Annotated in this window: 17 protein-coding genes; 8 read left to right on the forward strand and 9 right to left on the reverse strand. The window is 36.3% G+C overall.

The genetic code is table 11. The features are described from left to right. Positions 1 to 37 precede the first annotated feature (37 nt). Together GQN54_RS01050 and hflX are read left to right on the forward strand one after the other, a co-directional pair. The gene (locus tag GQN54_RS01050; protein WP_160631083.1) at positions 38 to 487 is read left to right on the forward strand and encodes a cytochrome B; all 450 of its coding nucleotides are present in this window, start codon (positions 38 to 40) and stop codon (positions 485 to 487) included. A gap of 25 nt (positions 488 to 512) precedes the next feature. After that, the gene (gene hflX / locus GQN54_RS01055) at positions 513 to 1703 is read left to right on the forward strand and encodes a GTPase HflX (protein ID WP_160631085.1); all 1191 of its coding nucleotides are present in this window, start codon (positions 513 to 515) and stop codon (positions 1701 to 1703) included. 54 nt (positions 1704 to 1757) lie between these two features. Here the strand turns inward: hflX and GQN54_RS01060 are convergent, their stop codons facing one another. After that, positions 1758 to 3578, reverse strand: coding sequence for an ABC transporter ATP-binding protein (locus GQN54_RS01060; protein WP_160631087.1), 1821 nt, complete (start codon positions 3576 to 3578; stop codon positions 1758 to 1760). 7 nt (positions 3579 to 3585) lie between these two features. Continuing rightward, the gene (locus GQN54_RS01065) at positions 3586 to 4536 is read right to left on the reverse strand and encodes a glycosyltransferase family protein (protein ID WP_160631089.1); all 951 of its coding nucleotides are present in this window, start codon (positions 4534 to 4536) and stop codon (positions 3586 to 3588) included. Between the two features lie 115 nt (positions 4537 to 4651). Between GQN54_RS01065 and rbfA the strand changes: the two genes are divergently transcribed. The 3 genes from rbfA to GQN54_RS01080 are packed head-to-tail and all read left to right on the forward strand — an operon-like array spanning position 4652 to position 7046. Beyond that, positions 4652 to 4990: a 30S ribosome-binding factor RbfA gene (gene rbfA, locus GQN54_RS01070; protein ID WP_160631091.1), complete on the forward strand. Its 339-nt coding sequence runs from the start codon at positions 4652 to 4654 to the stop codon at positions 4988 to 4990. Beyond that, the gene (locus tag GQN54_RS01075; RefSeq protein ID WP_160631093.1) at positions 4990 to 5823 is read left to right on the forward strand and encodes a class I SAM-dependent methyltransferase; all 834 of its coding nucleotides are present in this window, start codon (positions 4990 to 4992) and stop codon (positions 5821 to 5823) included. Before rbfA ends, GQN54_RS01075 begins: the two co-directional genes overlap by 1 nt. A gap of 20 nt (positions 5824 to 5843) precedes the next feature. After that, positions 5844 to 7046: an ABC transporter permease gene (locus GQN54_RS01080; protein WP_160631095.1), complete on the forward strand. Its 1203-nt coding sequence runs from the start codon at positions 5844 to 5846 to the stop codon at positions 7044 to 7046. Positions 7047 to 7165: 119 nt separating this feature from the next. Here GQN54_RS01080 and dusB read toward each other — a convergent pair whose 3' ends face one another. Further along, positions 7166 to 8164 carry a tRNA dihydrouridine synthase DusB gene (dusB, locus tag GQN54_RS01085; RefSeq protein ID WP_160631097.1) on the reverse strand — a complete coding sequence of 333 codons (999 nt, stop codon included), beginning with the start codon at positions 8162 to 8164 and terminating at the stop codon, positions 7166 to 7168. Between the two features lie 40 nt (positions 8165 to 8204). Here dusB and GQN54_RS01090 point away from each other — a divergent pair, with 40 nt between their 5' ends. Continuing rightward, positions 8205 to 9128 (forward strand): CPBP family intramembrane glutamic endopeptidase, encoded by a 924-nt coding sequence (locus GQN54_RS01090; RefSeq protein WP_160631099.1) that lies wholly within the window; start codon positions 8205 to 8207, stop codon positions 9126 to 9128. Between the two features lie 213 nt (positions 9129 to 9341). On the opposite strand, the gene GQN54_RS01095 is transcribed toward GQN54_RS01090, so the two are convergent. From GQN54_RS01095 to prfB, 4 genes are all read right to left on the reverse strand, one after another. Further along, positions 9342 to 9614 carry a hypothetical protein gene (locus GQN54_RS01095; RefSeq protein ID WP_160631101.1) on the reverse strand — a complete coding sequence of 91 codons (273 nt, stop codon included), beginning with the start codon at positions 9612 to 9614 and terminating at the stop codon, positions 9342 to 9344. Positions 9615 to 9860: 246 nt separating this feature from the next. Beyond that, positions 9861 to 11261, reverse strand: a complete 1401-nt coding sequence (gene fumC, locus GQN54_RS01100) for a class II fumarate hydratase (RefSeq protein ID WP_160631103.1) — start codon at positions 11259 to 11261, stop codon at positions 9861 to 9863. Positions 11262 to 11488: 227 nt separating this feature from the next. Beyond that, complete coding sequence (gene arsC / locus GQN54_RS01105; RefSeq protein WP_160631105.1) at positions 11489 to 11827, reverse strand: arsenate reductase (glutaredoxin); 339 nt, start codon at positions 11825 to 11827, stop codon at positions 11489 to 11491. Between the two features lie 9 nt (positions 11828 to 11836). Next, positions 11837 to 12929, reverse strand: a protein-coding gene (gene prfB / locus GQN54_RS01110) for a peptide chain release factor 2 (protein ID WP_160631107.1) whose coding sequence is annotated in 2 segments (ribosomal slippage) — positions 11837 to 12865 and positions 12867 to 12929 — 1092 coding nt in all. Because the reading frame shifts where the segments join, the coding sequence is not laid out codon by codon here. A 101-nt stretch (positions 12930 to 13030) separates the two neighbouring features. Between prfB and GQN54_RS01115 the strand changes: the two genes are divergently transcribed. Next, positions 13031 to 13621, forward strand: coding sequence for a hypothetical protein (locus GQN54_RS01115; RefSeq protein WP_160631108.1), 591 nt, complete (start codon positions 13031 to 13033; stop codon positions 13619 to 13621). On the opposite strand, the gene GQN54_RS01120 is transcribed toward GQN54_RS01115, so the two are convergent. Next, a complete protein-coding gene (locus GQN54_RS01120; protein ID WP_207554778.1) occupies positions 13611 to 14102 on the reverse strand; it encodes a regulatory protein RecX in 492 nt (163 codons plus the stop codon). The two genes, GQN54_RS01115 and GQN54_RS01120, sit on opposite strands and share 11 nt — an antisense overlap. Before the next feature lie 66 nt (positions 14103 to 14168). On the opposite strand from GQN54_RS01120, the gene GQN54_RS01125 reads away from it, so the two are divergent. Further along, positions 14169 to 15431, forward strand: a complete 1263-nt coding sequence (locus tag GQN54_RS01125) for an MFS transporter (protein WP_160631112.1) — start codon at positions 14169 to 14171, stop codon at positions 15429 to 15431. Here GQN54_RS01125 and GQN54_RS01130 read toward each other — a convergent pair. Then, positions 15418 to 16971: an Rne/Rng family ribonuclease gene (locus GQN54_RS01130; RefSeq protein WP_160631114.1), complete on the reverse strand. Its 1554-nt coding sequence runs from the start codon at positions 16969 to 16971 to the stop codon at positions 15418 to 15420. The genes GQN54_RS01125 and GQN54_RS01130 overlap by 14 nt on opposite strands. Positions 16972 to 17048 lie beyond the last annotated feature (77 nt).

The following is a 17048-nucleotide window of genomic DNA, read 5'->3' on the forward strand; positions in this document are numbered from 1 at the left end:
GTCGTTTTCATTACCTTTGAGATTTAAATTTTTGACTATGGAAATGATATTGATGATTCACTCGCTTTTGCGCTATGTTATTTTGATTTTATTAGTATTTACCATTATTAAGGCGTTTGCCGGATGGTTTGGAAATAAAGAATATACCGCTTCAGATAACAAATTGAGCTTATTTACTTTTATCAGTGCTCACCTGCAATTAGTAGTGGGGTTAGGAGTATATTTCATGAGCCCAGTTGTAAAAGCCGGAATGAGTGATATGGCCGCCGCAATGAAAGAACCAGTTTTGAGGTTTTGGACTGTGGAGCATATATTATCAATGATTGTAGCCATAGCTATTATCACCCTAGGACGCATTATGAGTAAAAAAGGAACCACAGATGCAGCGAAGCACAGAAGAATTGCCATTTATTATCTATTGGCATTGGTGTTGATTTTCTCTGCTATTCCATGGCCTTTCTCAGCAGTAGCTCGTCCTTGGTTTTAACCAAATAAATGACTATTTTCTTTACATGAATCTATACGATACGATTGAAAAAAAAGATGAGACTGCTATTTTAGTAGGAGTTATCACTCAAGAACAAGACGAAGCAAAAGTAGAAGAATACCTAGACGAATTGGCCTTTTTAGCCTTGACTGCTGGAGCTACTGAACATGCCCGTTTTACCCAAAAAATAACCAAACCAAACCCAAAAACATTTGTGGGTGCAGGTAAGTTAGAAGACATAGCGGCCTACGTCAAAACGCACGATATTCAAATGGTGATTTTTGACGATGAGTTGAGTCCTTCTCAATTGAGAAACATAGAGAATGCACTAAACACCAAAATACTAGATCGAAGCAATTTAATCTTAGACATTTTCGCAAAACGGGCACGAACGGCTGAAGCTAGAACTCAGGTTGAATTAGCTCAATACGAATATTTATTACCTCGATTAACTAGAATGTGGACTCACCTTTCTCGTCAGAAGGGGGGAATTGGTATGCGTGGACCAGGAGAAACGGAAATTGAAACAGACAGACGTATTATTCGTGATAAAATCTCATTATTAAAAGATAAGCTCAAAAAAATAGATAAACAAAAAGCGACGCAGCGAAAAGGTCGTGAGCAAATGATTAGAGCCGCATTAGTTGGGTACACCAACGTTGGTAAATCCACTTTAATGAATTTATTGACAAAATCAGATGTATTTGCGGAAAATAAACTTTTTGCCACTTTAGACACGACAGTTCGAAAGGTAGTAGTAGGAAATTTACCGTTTCTACTTTCAGATACTGTCGGATTTATTCGGAAGCTTCCTCACCATTTAGTAGATTCATTTAAATCCACTTTAGATGAAGTTAGAGAATCTGATGTATTGATCCATGTGGTAGACATTTCTCACCCCAACTTTGAAGATCATATCAACACGGTAAAAGAAACTCTAAAGGACCTTAACTCGTTAGACAAGGCAACCATTATGATTTTTAATAAAATTGACGCCTTTACGTATGTAAAAAAGGATGAGGATGATTTGACTCCAAAAGTGAGGGAGAATTATTCTTTAGAAGAGTTGATGAAAACTTGGATGGCGAAAGAAAACTATCCTTGCATCTTCATTTCAGCTGAAAAAAAGATAAACATTGATGGTTTACGAGACCTTCTTTACGAAACAATCAAGGACCAACACTTAAAGATTTATCCACACCGACTACTTTACTAAATAGCCAACCTTTTTCGAAAGTATTCGACAAGGATATGTTATGGTGTTATAATACTATGCGAACGTCTGTAAATCCGTCAGTTTTTTATACACACCATTCTGTGCAATTAAACCATCGTGCGTACCTCTTTCGGCTACTTCTCCATCTTGCATCACTATAATTTCATCGGCATGCTGTATGGTAGACAACCTGTGTGCAATTACGATTGACGTCCTATTCTCCATCAATTTATACAAGGCATCTTGCACTAACTTTTCAGACTCCGTATCTAATGCTGAAGTGGCTTCATCCAAAATCATAATTGGGGGGTTTTTCATTACTGCTCTAGCAATACTGATGCGCTGTTTCTGTCCTCCAGAAAGCTTTCCTCCTCCATCACCTATATTGGTATGATAACCATCAGGCATTTTTTCGATGAATTCATGTGCATTTGCAATCTTAGCTGCTTCTACAACTCCTTCCATTGTTGGATTCTCTATTCCTAAAGCAATGTTGTTAAAAATCGTATCGTTGAATAAAATTGATTGTTGAGAAACAATCCCCATCAACGATCTTAAATCTTTGATTTTATAATCTGTTATCGGATGACCATCTAACCAAATCGCCCCACTCTTTGGATCGTAAAATCTTGGAAGTAAATCAACTAAAGTAGACTTACCACCTCCAGACTGACCCACCAACGCTATAGTCTTTCCTTTTTGAATCTGAATATTCACATTTTTCAATACCTCCGTATCACCATATGCAAACGTCAAATCTTTATACTCGATTTTATCTTGAAATCCCGCAATACTTATCGCATCAGGTTTTTCATTAATCTTGTTTTCAGCATCCAACACCATATCAATACGCTCTGTTGACGCAGCACCTTTCTGAATGTTGTAATACGCCGATGAAAGTGATTTTACAGGATTTAATAGTTGAGAGAAAATAATAATGTAGCCGATAAAGTCACCACCACTAAATTTTGCAGCTGGGTCTAGCACCATATTTCCACCATACCATACCAAAGCCACCATTACAATAGAGCCTAAAAACTCACTCAATGGAGAGGCCAAATCACGTTTTCGAAACATTTTCAACATGGTCAAATTATACTGACCATTAATGGTATCAAATTTTTCATTGGCAGAAGCCTCGGCATTAAATGCTTTTAATATTCTCAATCCTGTCAACGTTTCTTCAACATTCGACAACAACTCTCCCATTTTAATCTGCAGCTTAGAAGAAGTACGTTTTAAACTCTTACCCACTTTGCCAATAATGAGCCCACTAATAGGAAGTAATACTAGAGAGAACAAAGTTAGGTTCGCATTCATGCTAATCATTATTCCAAGAGACAAAATAATAGAAATCGGATCTCTGAAAAGCATTTCCAACGAGCTCATGATTGACCATTCAACTTCTTGAACATCTCCTGTAATTCGGCTGATAATATCTCCTTTCTTTTCTTCTGAATAAAACGAAAGTGGTAGCACCAATATTTTTCTATAAATAGATCTTCGAATATCTCTCACAACCCCACTTCTAATATTGGCCATAAAAAATCGACTTAAGTATCCAAATACATTTTTCAAGAAAAACAAAATAGCAACTGTTAAACAAATAAACAGTAAAGCGCCTCGTTGACCATACTCTACAATAAACGGTTGCATTCTATAATTAAATAACGCTTTAATATAGTCTGCGCTCAACTCAAAACTTGGCTGCACCAATACTGGCTCAACATCTCCAAATAATAGATTTAAGAATGGAATAAAAGCCAAAAGCGACAATAAGTTAAAAAACACCGATAAAATATTGAATCCTATACTGAATAAGGCTACTAATTTATAAGGTGCTAAGTATTTTCCAATTTTGAGTAAACTCTTCATTAGTCAGTTATTTGAGTATAAGTTTCCAATTTTTAAAACCAAAATAGTGTTTCCCACCATTAAGATTACGTTCTAAAAATGAGATGATTCTATATTTTAATTTCTCGTGTTTGAACTTTGGCCTATCTGGACGTTTCATTGTGGTATAATTCAGTTGATGCCCCCATGAAAAATCTTTCATTTTCTCTTTCATCACCTTTGGATGAGTTCCTTTAAATAAAGGCAGGTGCTTTAAAGGACCATAATCAAAACTAGCTTCTTGATTTTCATAGATAGCGTCTACTGTTTGCTTGTCTTTATAAGCTGAATCCATTGCTTTTTTCTTACTCTGCATGTATTCTGGTGGTCGGACCCAGCCGTAGTGAAAGATATAAGCATCTACTGCTGCAACATTCAAAGCATACGCTTCTTCCTTAGTTCGATAGTTTTTTCCATCAAAATTCTCAATCCGTTTAAATGATTGAGCATCACCAAAAGAATGGATATTGGGGAGATTCCTAACAATTCTCACTTCATTTTGATACCATCCATGGTGATTGATATAATGATCATAGTCTGCAAAAAAATGTCGGTATTTAAACAGCAACCCCTCCACCTTTTCATTGTGCAACAATTCTTCGCATCGCGATTTGATTTTTGGCAAATCATCTTCATGAACTACTTCATCGGCTTGTATGTAAAACAACCAATCTCCCGAGCAGTGTGACTTTGCAATATCTGTTTGGTGAGCATACTCTGTTCCGTGCGGAAATGCTTTTAAATCCCATTCAGTTTCAATAATCTTAATTTTGGGAGAATTGATGCTTTCTAAAAGCTCCCTTGTATTATCATCTTCATCTCCCTTACCGAGAGCAACTACAAACTCATCTACAATGGGTAAAATAGATTGAATCGATTCGCAAATCGGATAATACAACTTGGACACATTTCTAGTAAAAGTAAAGCCGCTAATTTTCATTAAAATCAAACAAATTGATAATCGGTTCAAAGTTATTCATTCCATTTCATATGGTTTGCCCAACTATCTTTCTAATGTAAACATATATTCATAATTCATTTGATAACTTTGCACCATGGATAGCTTAAGACAAAGTAAGGTAGCCCGATTACTTCAAAAAGAAATCGGTGATATTTTTATCAAAGAATTTAAATCCCCTCTTCCGGGTGTAATGATCTCTATCACTCAAGTAAGAGTAAGCCCGGACCTTGGTGTAGCAAAGGTTTACGTAAGTTTATTTCCATCAAAAGATAAAAAAGAAGCGCTAGAAACTTTACGGAAAAAGACCTCAGAGGTAAGGGGATTTCTTGGAAACAGGGTGGCCAAACAACTCAGAATTGTGCCTGAAATTATTTTTTACTTGGATGATTCTTTCGATTATGCTGAGAAAATTGACCAACTGTTGAAGAAGTAATGCCGTTACTCAACATTATAAAAACCGAAAATGAGGAAGAAAAAGTATGGTTGGGTCAACAAATTGGCCGGTCTACTTTCCTGAGAAAAGGCTTTCACCTCTTATCTAATTTCTTAATATTAAGAAGTTGGTACATCCGAAAAGCTATAAAAGATTGGGCTAAGAATGCCCCTTCCGATGTCAATATTTTGGATTTAGGATCTGGGTTTGGACAGTGTGCTTTTTACCTTTCATCATTAAATCCAAAATGGAATATTTTTTCATTGGATATCAACAGAGATAAAGTATGTCAATGCAATTCGTTTTTCAATGAAATTGGCAGACAGAATGTTGTTTTTAGAACTGCAGACATTCAAGATTATGTTCAAGAAGAAGCGTATAACCTCGCTTTATCAATTGATGTTTTACACTACATTGAGGATGACAGAGCTTTACTTGACAACGTTTATCGGTCTTTAAAGCCTAATGGAACTATTTTAATCTCGGTTCCTACATGTTACTCAGAATTTGATTTATTCCCGATTCGCTCACAAAAATCTACTTTGACACCGGTAAGAAGAGGATATAAAAAATTAAAGCTATTGAAAAAAGTGAAAGATGCTGGATTTAAGGTTGAGTACTCCTCTTTCACCTATGGTAAAGCAGGAAAGTTGGCTTATAATTTATCCATCCTTTTTCCCCTAAAAGTTCTACAATTATCTAAAATATTTGCGATCATACTCCCCTTTTATTTGATTATCTTTCTACCCATTTCTCTTTTGCTCAACGTATTTGATATGTTAATCAAAAAGACAAGAGGAGAAGGCATCATTATTAAGGCCGTTAAGGTATAATACACGATTTATACAACCCATTGAATTTACCGTTACATATCGCCCGTAAATATCTTTTTTCGAAAAAAACGAAAAACATCATTAACATCATTTCTTGGATTTCGATGTTAAGTATTGGGGTTGGAAGTCTAGCACTAATTGTGGTTCTTTCAGTTTTCAATGGTTTACAATCACTCGTGGAATCCATGTATGAATCTTTTGAACCGGACATTAAAATTACGGCTTCAAAAGGAAAAACCATCGACCTTTCGTTGTTCCCCTTAGAGGAGATAGAACAAATGGAAGGAGTGATTCATTACTCAAAAGTCATAGAAGAAGTTGTTGGAGTAAAGAATGGAGAAAAGCAATGCATCGCTACCATTAAAGGAGTTGAAGAGTCTTTTCTAGACATGTCGAATTTAGATAGTGTTTTAGTAGATGGATCGGCTGTCCTAAAAAGCAATGGTATAAATTATGCCATTGTTGGATACGGAATCGCAGTTCGTTTATCAATGTATCTTCAGAGTGGAGAAAACCTCAGTATCTACATCCCCAAACGTGGAAATGTAAGCTCGCTCAACTTAGCTTCTGCATTTACCTTCAAGCAAATTACACCTTCTTCTATCTTTTACATCAATCCTGATATCGATGATAAATATATCGTAGTCCCATTGGAGTTTATTCAGTCGTCTTTGGATTACGAAAATAAAATCACTTCTTTGGAACTCAGTATTGCTAGCAAAGATCAACTTGCAGTTATTCAAGAAAGGCTTCAGCAGAAACTAGGTGATGAATATAAAGTAGAGAACCGATATGAAATGAATGCATTGCTCTACAAAACTAATCAAGCTGAAAAGTGGATTACTTTTATGATTCTTGCCTTCATTTTATTGATTGCTGCTTTTAACATTCTATCTTCTCTAACCATATTAATTATGGACAAAAAAGAAGACATAAAAGTATTGAGAAGCATGGGTGCCAGTAAGAAACTCATTCAGAAAATCTTTTTCACAGAAGGAATTTTGATTAACCTAATTGGAGCAGGTGGTGGACTACTATTAGGTACTATTATTTGCTTGATTCAACAACACTTTGGCATTTTGAAACTTTCAGGCGGAATTGTTGAATACTATCCAGTAGAATTGCAAGGTTTAGATTTTATCCTAATCTTATTCACTGTAATACTAATCGGAGGTCTTTCTTCTTACCTTCCTGTTAAAGTATTGACTAAAAAACTACTGTAATACCGATTAACTTCTAAGCTCTATTTTTAATTGCAGTTGTGAAAATCGAAGTATTAAACGGCAATCAAAATCATCCCACTCAACGTTATAATTAGCTTGGTATTTACTACTTATAACGTTTAATTAGATAACATTCCCTCGGCTGCATAATGCGCCTTAATCGCTTCAAAAACTTCGAATAATTCTTTTTGTTCGTCGAGAGTCACTAATTGCATTCTAAATTCTTTGAAATGCGCAATCCCCTTAAAATAGTTGGTGTAGTGACGTCTCATTTCCATGATACCATTCCGTTCCCCTTTCCATTTGATGGACATTTCTAAATGGCGTCTTGCAGCTTCTAAGCGCTCATTAAATGTTGGTGCAGCTAGATGCTCAGCAGTCGCTAAAAAGTGCTTTATTTCTCTAAAAATCCATGGATAACCGATACTCGCACGACCAATCATTACGCCATCTACTCCAAAGCGCTCTTTGTACAACTTTGCTTTTTCTGGAGAATCAATATCCCCATTCCCAAAAACAGGAATATGCATTCGTGGATTGTTTTTCACCTCTGCAATTAAGCTCCAGTCGGCTTCTCCTTTATACATCTGCTTTCGTGTACGACCGTGGATAGAAATTCCTTGAATTCCCACATCTTGTAATCGTTCTGCAACTTCGACAATGTATTTCGTATTGTCGTCCCAACCCAATCTGGTCTTTACAGTAACTGGCAAATTAGTAGACTTTACGATTTCGGCAGTCATGCGCACCATTTTAGGAATATCTTGTAAAATTCCGGCACCAGCACCTTTACAAGCGACTTTCTTTACCGGACAACCGTAATTGATGTCAATAATATCAGGATTGGCGGCAGCTGTCACTTCTGTTGCTTGCTTCATGGATTCAATATCATTTCCGAAAATTTGAATTCCAATTGGTCGCTCATATTCAAAAATATCTAACTTTTGAACACTTTTTACAGCGTCTCTAATTAAGCCCTCAGAAGATATAAACTCTGTATACATCAAATCTGCACCTTCTTCTTTGCATAGTGCACGAAAAGGCGGATCACTTACATCCTCCATTGGAGCAAGTAATAAAGGGAAGTCCCCGAGTTCTATATTTCCTATCTTTGCCACTTAATATTTTTTACAAAATTACTAAATCAATTACATCCTTTTGAAAACATTCCAAGATATCGTTTCCAAGCTTTTAATCCTTCTGGGAATTTGCTTAGTTGCAGGGAGCGTCATTTCGTTATTGAGCATTTTTTTAGTCCCATATATTTTCGATATTCCATCTGATAGTGCCCAAGATATATTCAATCATGCATCCAACCCAATGTATATCGGCGCATTGAAATTTATCCAATTATTTAATTCTATTGGATTATTCGTCATTCCTCCATTTTTGTATGTCCTCTTCATCAAAGAAAAGCCTTTAGAGTTTTTGAACCTCAAAAAATCAGTCCACATCAGAACCCTAATTTTTCTTGGCCTGATTTACGTGATTAGTATTCCTGCTATGGAATGGTTAATTACGTTCAATAGCAAACTAGATTTACCCGACAGTTTAATACAGCTAGAGCAATGGATGAAAGCAGCAGAAGAGCGTGCTGCAGAGGTCACAAAAGCATTTTTAGCCATGAATGGAATCGGTGACTTGGTCATCAATTTAATCATCATTGCTGTTATTCCTGCGATTGGCGAGGAGTTATTGTTCCGTGGAGTTTTACAACGACAAATCAACATCTGGAGTAAAAATGGACACCTAGCCGTTTGGGTTGCCGCCTTTGTTTTTAGCGCCATCCACTTGCAATTCTACGGCTTCTTACCTCGACTTATACTGGGTGCCCTTTTCGGTTACTTTTATTTGTGGAGCAATAACTTATGGGTACCAATTATTGCGCATTTCATCAACAATGCATCTGCTGTGATAATTAGCTACTACATGGGCTCCCCTGAAACGGACATTCAATTGGAGGCTATGAATAGAGATGGTAGTGAAATGTATTTGATTATTTCGTTAGTTGTATTGTTCTTAACCTTGAAACGTTTTCGAGAGAATTTACGGGGAGAAATAGTGCATAAAGAAATTGAGTAAAACCAAAAAGCTTGTAATGAACATTATTAGAAATAAGCCACTTGGAAGATTAATTTCTATCTATAAAAACGCCCCCCTATGTTTATATTAAAAAGCATGCCGAATAAATAAATTCAAAAAGCACATGTTTTTATCCATAAAATACGCGATCAAAGGTATATTATAAAACCTAAGTTGGTAGCTTAGGTTTTATGAAAAAAAGAAGATTTTAAATCATTGAGGGACTACTTTACCTGAAGATTTGGGTTTCTCAGCATCCACTTCTTTTATTAAATCATCAATTGCTCTACTTTTTTCTTCGTTCCTCCTCTCCTCTTCAGCTTTCCTTTGTTTTGCAACTGCCTCATCATTTGCAGCCTTTTCTTTTGCCGCTTTTGCCCAAGAGTCTTCTACAACTTTTTGCGATGCTTCACTTGGGTTTTGATTTTGTCCAACAGCTATTATCGAAAATGATAACATAGCTGCTACGAATATTACTTTTTTCATAACTTTTATTTTTTCTAAAGATATTCTAACATGAATAAAATTGCAAATATCTCACCATAAATACCTGAATGTAAGTATGAACAATTACTTACATTCAGGTATGTTTAAGGTAAAAGAAGAACGTTATTAATAAAATACTTGAAAACTAAATAAAGCTACAACTGCTTGTTCACGTAGACAAGCATAAACCAAAAAGCCTCCAAGAACATAAAATTCTTGAAGGCTTTTTAAATATCCTAAATTGGATTAACTCAAAGAGCCAATCATATCTTCTGGTTTCACCCACTGGTCAAATTGATCAGCTGTTAGGTAACCCAAATTGATTGCTTCTTCTTTCAAAGTCGTACCATTTTCATGGGCCGTTTTTGCAATTTTAGACGCTTTGTCGTATCCAATATGTGTGTTCAAAGCAGTCACCAACATTAATGAGTTGTTCAAGTTTTTCTTAATGTTAGCATAGTTTGGTTCGATACCTACTGCACAATTCACATCAAAAGAAACACAAGCATCACCAATTAAACGGGCAGACTCTAATAAGTTTTTCGCCATCATTGGTTTGAACACATTCAATTGAAAGTGTCCATTCATTCCACCTGTGGTTACTGCTACATCATTTCCTACTACTTGTGCACAAACCATTGTCAATGCTTCACACTGCGTGGGGTTTACCTTACCTGGCATGATAGAAGAACCTGGCTCATTCGCAGGAATATTAATTTCACCAATTCCACATCTAGGTCCTGAAGCCAACAAACGAACATCATTTGCAATTTTCATTAAGCTAACAGCCAATTGCTTCAATGCTCCATGCGTTTCAACCAATGCATCATGTGCAGCTAAAGCTTCAAATTTATTTTCGGCAGAAATAAATGGCAAACCGCTAAACTCAGCAATCTTTTTTGCCACTAACTCTGCATACCCTTTTGGCGTATTAATTCCTGTACCTACAGCTGTTCCGCCTAATGCTAATTCAGCCAAATGTGGCAATGTATTTTTCAATGCTTTTAGCCCATGATCCAATTGAGAGACAAATCCAGAAAATTCTTGACCTACTGTCAGCGGAGTGGCATCCATTAGGTGAGTTCTACCTATTTTCACTACATCCATGAAATCTTTTGAAATTCTATCCAAAGTATTTCTCAACTGCTCCACTCCTGGAATCGTAGTTTCTACCACCATTTTATAAGAAGCGATGTGCATTCCTGTTGGGAAAGTATCGTTAGAAGATTGCGATTTATTCACATCATCATTCGGGTGAATCATTGTTTTACCTTCGCCCAGTTTATTTCCTGCAATAACGTGTGCTCTGTTAGCAATCACCTCATTGGTATTCATATTTGATTGTGTTCCAGATCCAGTTTGCCAAACTACCAAAGGAAATTGATCATCTAATTTACCTTCTAAAATCTCGTCACAAACTTTTGAGATTAAGTCTCTCTTCTCTGTATTTAATACCCCAAGCTCACAATTAGTATGAGCTGCTGCCTTTTTCAAATAAGCAAAACCTCTTACGATTTCAATCGGCATGGTTTGCTTAGAATCGCCAATTTTAAAATTATTACGAGATCTTTCTGTTTGAGCTCCCCAATATTTATCAGCTGGAACTTTCACTTCACCCATGGTGTCTTTCTCTATTCGGTAATCCATTTTTATTGTATTTTTTATGATTTGAAGGTTACTATTCTTAAAAATTGATTAAAATTGCAGTCACAAAAGAAATCAAATTATGTTTACAGGAGGATTTTTACTTTTCTTAGCCATTTTTGGCCTCGCGTTTTGGGTATTAATATTCTTATCTGCATTTGCTCTTCCTTATGCAATCACTATGTTCGTGATTGAGAAATTGAAAGGCAAAAAAGCAGAATAAGCTACTTTTACAGCAATTCTAATACATTTTCAGGTGGCCTTCCTAAGACCGCCTTGTTTCCTTTTACCACAATTGGTCGTTCAATTAGCTTTGGGTTTTCCAACATAATTGTAATCCACTCATCTTCTGTGAAGTTCGAATTCTTAAACTTTTCTTTATAAACTGCTTCTCCTTTTCTAAGGAGTTGAGAAGGTTGAATGTGTAATTTAGATAAAATCAACTTTAACTCCTCTCGAGTTGGAACCTCTTTCAAATACTCCACGACCTCTACATCTACGCCTGCATTTTTTATCAAGGCTAGTGTTTCTCTACTTTTTGTACATCGTGGATTGTGATAAATTTTCATAGTTTATTTTTATTTTCCGCCTCCATACTCCATTAAGTAGGCCTTGATAAATGGATCCAAATCTCCATTCATTACATTATCTACATTGGAGGTTTCGTGGGCAGTTCTGACGTCTTTTACTAATTTGTAGGGATGCATTACATAGTTTCTAATTTGAGAACCCCACTCAATTTTTTTCTTTTCAGATTCAATTTCAGCCCGCTTCTCTAACTTTTTACGCATCTCTATCTCATACAATTGCGATTTTAACAACTGCATGGCTTTTTCCTTATTTCCTAATTGTGACCTGGTCTCGGTATTGTCAATTACAATTCCTGAAGGCTTGTGGTGTAATCGAACCCCGGTTTCTACCTTGTTCACATTTTGTCCACCAGCACCACCAGAACGGAAAGTATCCCAAGTAATATCGGCAGGATTAATATTAATTTCTATTGAGTCATCCACCAAGGGATAAACATATACCGACACAAAAGAGGTGTGTCGTTTTGCATTACTATCAAAAGGTGAAATCCTCACCAACCGATGAACGCCATTCTCTCCTTTCAAGTAGCCATATGCAAATTCTCCATCTACTTCTAGGGTTACAGTCTTCACACCAGCCACATCGCCTTCTTGAAAATCTAACTCCTTCACTTTGCAATTATGCTTCTCTGCCCATTGAAGATACATGCGCATTAGCATTGAGGCCCAGTCACAACTTTCAGTTCCACCGGCTCCTGCAGTAATTTGAATTACAGCACTCAACACATCTTCTTCCTCGCTCAACATTTTCTTGAACTCCAACTCCTCTACTGCAGCAGTTGCTTTATCAAAAGCTTGCTTTAGTTCAACCTCTGTTGCTTCTTCTTCTTTATAGAATTCATAAATTACTTGCAAATCGTCTACAGCTGCCTTTGATGAGCTGTAACCATCTGTCCAAACCTTTTGATCACGGATTTGTTTCAGAAATTTTTCTGCAGCTTTAGGATCATCCCAAAATTCAGGTAATTGAGTTCGCTGCTCGTCTTCCGCAATTTGAATTAATTTGTCATCAATGTCAAAGATACCCCCTTAGCGCTTCCACACGCCCAACAAGCTCTTTGATGTTATCTTGAGTTACCATATAGGTCAGTTAGTAAATGAAAGCCCAAAATTAAGCCTTATCAATGAATTTAAATGGCTAAATAGTTGTTATTTTAGCAATATAATTTCTACCCTATTTAAATGCCAACCCCAGAAGAAAGACGTGCGCTGAGGAGAATAAAACGAGTCTTGGTTCAGGAGCAATACCGCAGGAATCCGCCGACAAAAGCACCAGAAAGAAAGGATAATATGGAAACCATTCATATCATTATGGTTCTTGCCTTTTTTATTGGATTAGGCATGATTGTCATCTTTGCCAGCGAAACCGTTATCTCTATTTGGGGAATTACGAAAATTTTTGCTTTCTTCCTTTCCATCACTCTGCTGATACCCATTAAATGGTACCGAAAAAAGTTAACGATGAATGTTTATGAATTTTTCTTGCTTAGCTTATTGGGGTACGCTCCTTTTCTCACGGGATTGATTTTCACAGTTAATTATATAAATCGGTCAAACTTTCACGTGGAGAAGTATCCCATTGAGTCTATCGAAAGAGGAATTTATTTTTCGGACATCATCTTAAAGAATGATACTTTAAGCGAATACGCCATCCTAACAAGCTTCGACAATAGAGATTCAACGTTTTATATAGGTAGAAAGCAAATGCGATATGAATTTAAAGATGGAGGCTTAGGTCTGAAAATCCTTCTCGACAAACGAGCTACTCCTTAAAAAGTTCATCTAAAATTTCGATAATTAGAGCGCTTTCATATCCTTTTTGAGCAGCAGTTCTATATAGCTTGCCTTTTAGCTCGAACTGTTCGTTTTTATCCAATTCTTTGAGAGATTCTGGCATCTTTTTAACAATAACCTTCTCTAGTGTTTTTTTATAGTCTTCTAATTTTATCTGTTCAAAAGCCTCTAGTATTAACGAGTCACTGATTTTGTGAAACTTCAATCCTTGACGAATCTTTATTCTCCCCCATCCCTTTACATTAAACTTCCCTCTGGCATAGGCCATCGAAAACCGTTTATTTGATACAAACTTTGAATCTATCAAATCATCCAAAACTTTATCGATGATCTTTTGATCGGCTCCCCACTCTTTCATTTTTCGTTCCATTTCTACCTCACTTCGCTCTCTATACAAACAAAACTTTTGAGCCTTGTCTAAAACTTTTTCTAGCGTTAATGGGTTTTGAAAATGATTCATCGAATGGGTAATAGTAACTTTGCTCAAATTAACAGAAATCGATATTAAAATCGGCATAATTTCAAAATGAAAAATAAAAAAGCATTGTATGCCTTGTTGACTGCTAATGCGATTTCTCAATTTGCTCAAGGGATAAGTATGTTGGCCATTCCCTGGTACTTTGCAAAGCAGTTAGGCGAAGCCTCCTTTTTTGCTACTTTCTATGCCATAGCTACATTCGCAACTCTATTTTGGGGATTATACGCAGGAACATTGATTGACAAATTCCCACGAAAAAACATCTTCATCGGTCTTTGCTTAGTGAGTTTTGCTGTTTTAGCATCAGTCTCAGGCTATGGCTTTATTGCAGGGGAAGTACCTATGACATTAGTCGCTTTGGTATTTTGTTTTACTATTTTCAATTACAACATCCATTATCCAACTTTGTATGCTTTTGGACAAGAGATAACGGAAAAAGAAAACTACGGCAAGACCAACTCTCTACTTGAAGTTATTGGTCAAACAACCAATGTGCTTTCAGGAGCTATGGCCATCGTTTTGATTGAAGGAATTAACACAAGTATATTGGGGTATACAATTCAAATAGAAGCATGGAGCATTCAAAAAATATTTGCGCTAGACGCAAGCACTTATCTATTAGCAATGGCTTTGATAAAAAGTATTAAGTATATACCAACGGTCGAAAAAGTAGCTATTTCTAAGGAGAATGCATGGGTAAGGCTCAAAGAAGGAGTACAATTTTTAAAAGCGAATCCATTAATCTTTGTGTTTGGCAATGCATCCTATACTGTATTTATTTTTGTATTGGTCTCTACGCATCTATTGTGGCCCATGTATATCGACCAGCACTTACACGTAGACGGAGACATTTATGCCACTACCAAAGTACTCTATGCAATTGGGGCGGTCGTTTCCGGATTTTTTATCACCAAGTTGCTAAAAAGAATGAATACAATTACAGCGGTTATTATTTTAATGAGTATTGCAACACTAGCCTTTACCTTATTATCGATAAGTCAAAATGTATTGATTCTATTGGGGTTAGGTTTTTTCTTCGGAATTACCAATGCCGGAGTACGAATTTTGAGAGTTACATATCTATTCAACCATATCCCCAACCATATCATTGGCCGCTCGAATAGCGTATTTCAAAGCATCAACATTTTCCTTCGATCGGCCTTTATTGGACTCTTCTCACTTGCCTTTTTCAGCGAGGGGTCCAATATCATATGGGCGTTTGTAATTGCTGCGATAGCAGTAGTGCTATCTATTATACCGCTGGTGATTTACTATAAGAAATTAACTGACAGAAAGATTACTTCAAGCTAATCTCATCATTCATTGCATCATGAAAATGGTACTCTAAAAATTCATAGGAATCTGATGCGTGAATCTTAACCCACTTTTTATATTTCATGAACCATTTTCTCTGGATCGAATAGAACCCTTTAGTTAAATATGCTTCAATAAATGGGTGAACATGTAGACTAATCTTCTTCTGATTCAATTGAGTTAATATGTAACGTAAATTATTCTCAATTTCATCAATCAGTAAAATCGTTGCTTGAGCTTCGCCAGTGCCATTACAGCATGGACAAGTTTCAGCGGTTCTAATTTCCATCTCAGGACGAACTCGCTGACGTGTTATTTGTATCAGGCCAAATTTAGAAGGAGGTAAAATGGTATGCTTCGCTCTATCATCTGCCATAGCTTCACGCATTACCTCAAACAACTTTTCACGATTAGCGCTATCTTTCATATCGATAAAGTCGATAACGATAATACCACCCATATCTCTCAATCTCAGCTGCCGTGCAATTTCATGAGCAGATTCAATATTTACTTCCAAGGCGTTCTGCTCTTGGTTATCCATTTTTCGGCTACGCTGTCCACTATTGACATCGACAACATGCAGTGCTTCTGTGTGCTCAATAATTAGGTAAGCACCAGATTTCATAGTCACATTCTTTCCAAAAAGAGATTTAATTTGCTTTTCTAAACCAAAATGATCAAAAATAGGAGTTGATTTACGATACCCTTTTACGATACTCTCCCTTCCAGGTGCTATACTTGCAATATACTCTTTGAGTTCTTGTTGAACATTTTTATCATCCACGTATATATTACTGAACTGCGCATTCATCAAATCGCGCAACATAGCTGAAGTCCTATTGAGCTCACCTAAAACACGTGTTGGTGGCTTAGAGGATTTTAATTTCTTAAAAGTCTCTTCCCATTTTTCGTATAAATTATTGAGGTCACTATGAAGGTCAGCTACCTTTTTGTTTTCAGCAACAGTTCGGATAATTACCCCAAATCCTTGAGGACGGATGCTTTGAATCAAACGCTTTAATCGAGTTCGCTCATCGCTACTTTTAATCTTTTGTGATACAGAAATTCGATCAGAAAATGGCACTAAAACCAGGTATCTTCCTGCAATGGAAAGCTCTGCACTTAACCTCGGCCCTTTCGTAGAAATTGGTTCTTTAGCAATTTGAACTAGGACATTTTGATTGGCAACTAATTGATCGCTAATCTTTCCAGTTTTTTCAATATCCTCCTCAAATTTAAAATCTTTGAGAGAAGCTGCTGTAATTTTCTTGGTGGTTACACCATTAACATATTTATTAAGTGAAGAAAATTTAGGCCCTAAATCCAAATAATGAAGAAAGGCATCCTTCTCATAACCAACATCAACAAATGCTGCATTTAATCCGGGCATCACTTTTTTGATGCGCCCCAAATAAATGTCACCAACAGAAAAACTATTATTGCTTTTCTCCTTGTGAAGCTCAACCAATGCTTTATCTTTTAACAAAGCAATAGTTACCTCAGAAGGAGACGAGTGAATAACTAAATCCAAAACCATATTTACGAATAATCACAAAACACAAGAAACCCAAGGCATTTGAATGCAGGGCTTTACACTTGTTATCAATAAGATAG

The organism is Acidiluteibacter ferrifornacis (assembly GCF_009909615.1).
GTDB classification, from domain to species: domain Bacteria; phylum Bacteroidota; class Bacteroidia; order Flavobacteriales_E; family Vicingaceae; genus Acidiluteibacter; species Acidiluteibacter ferrifornacis.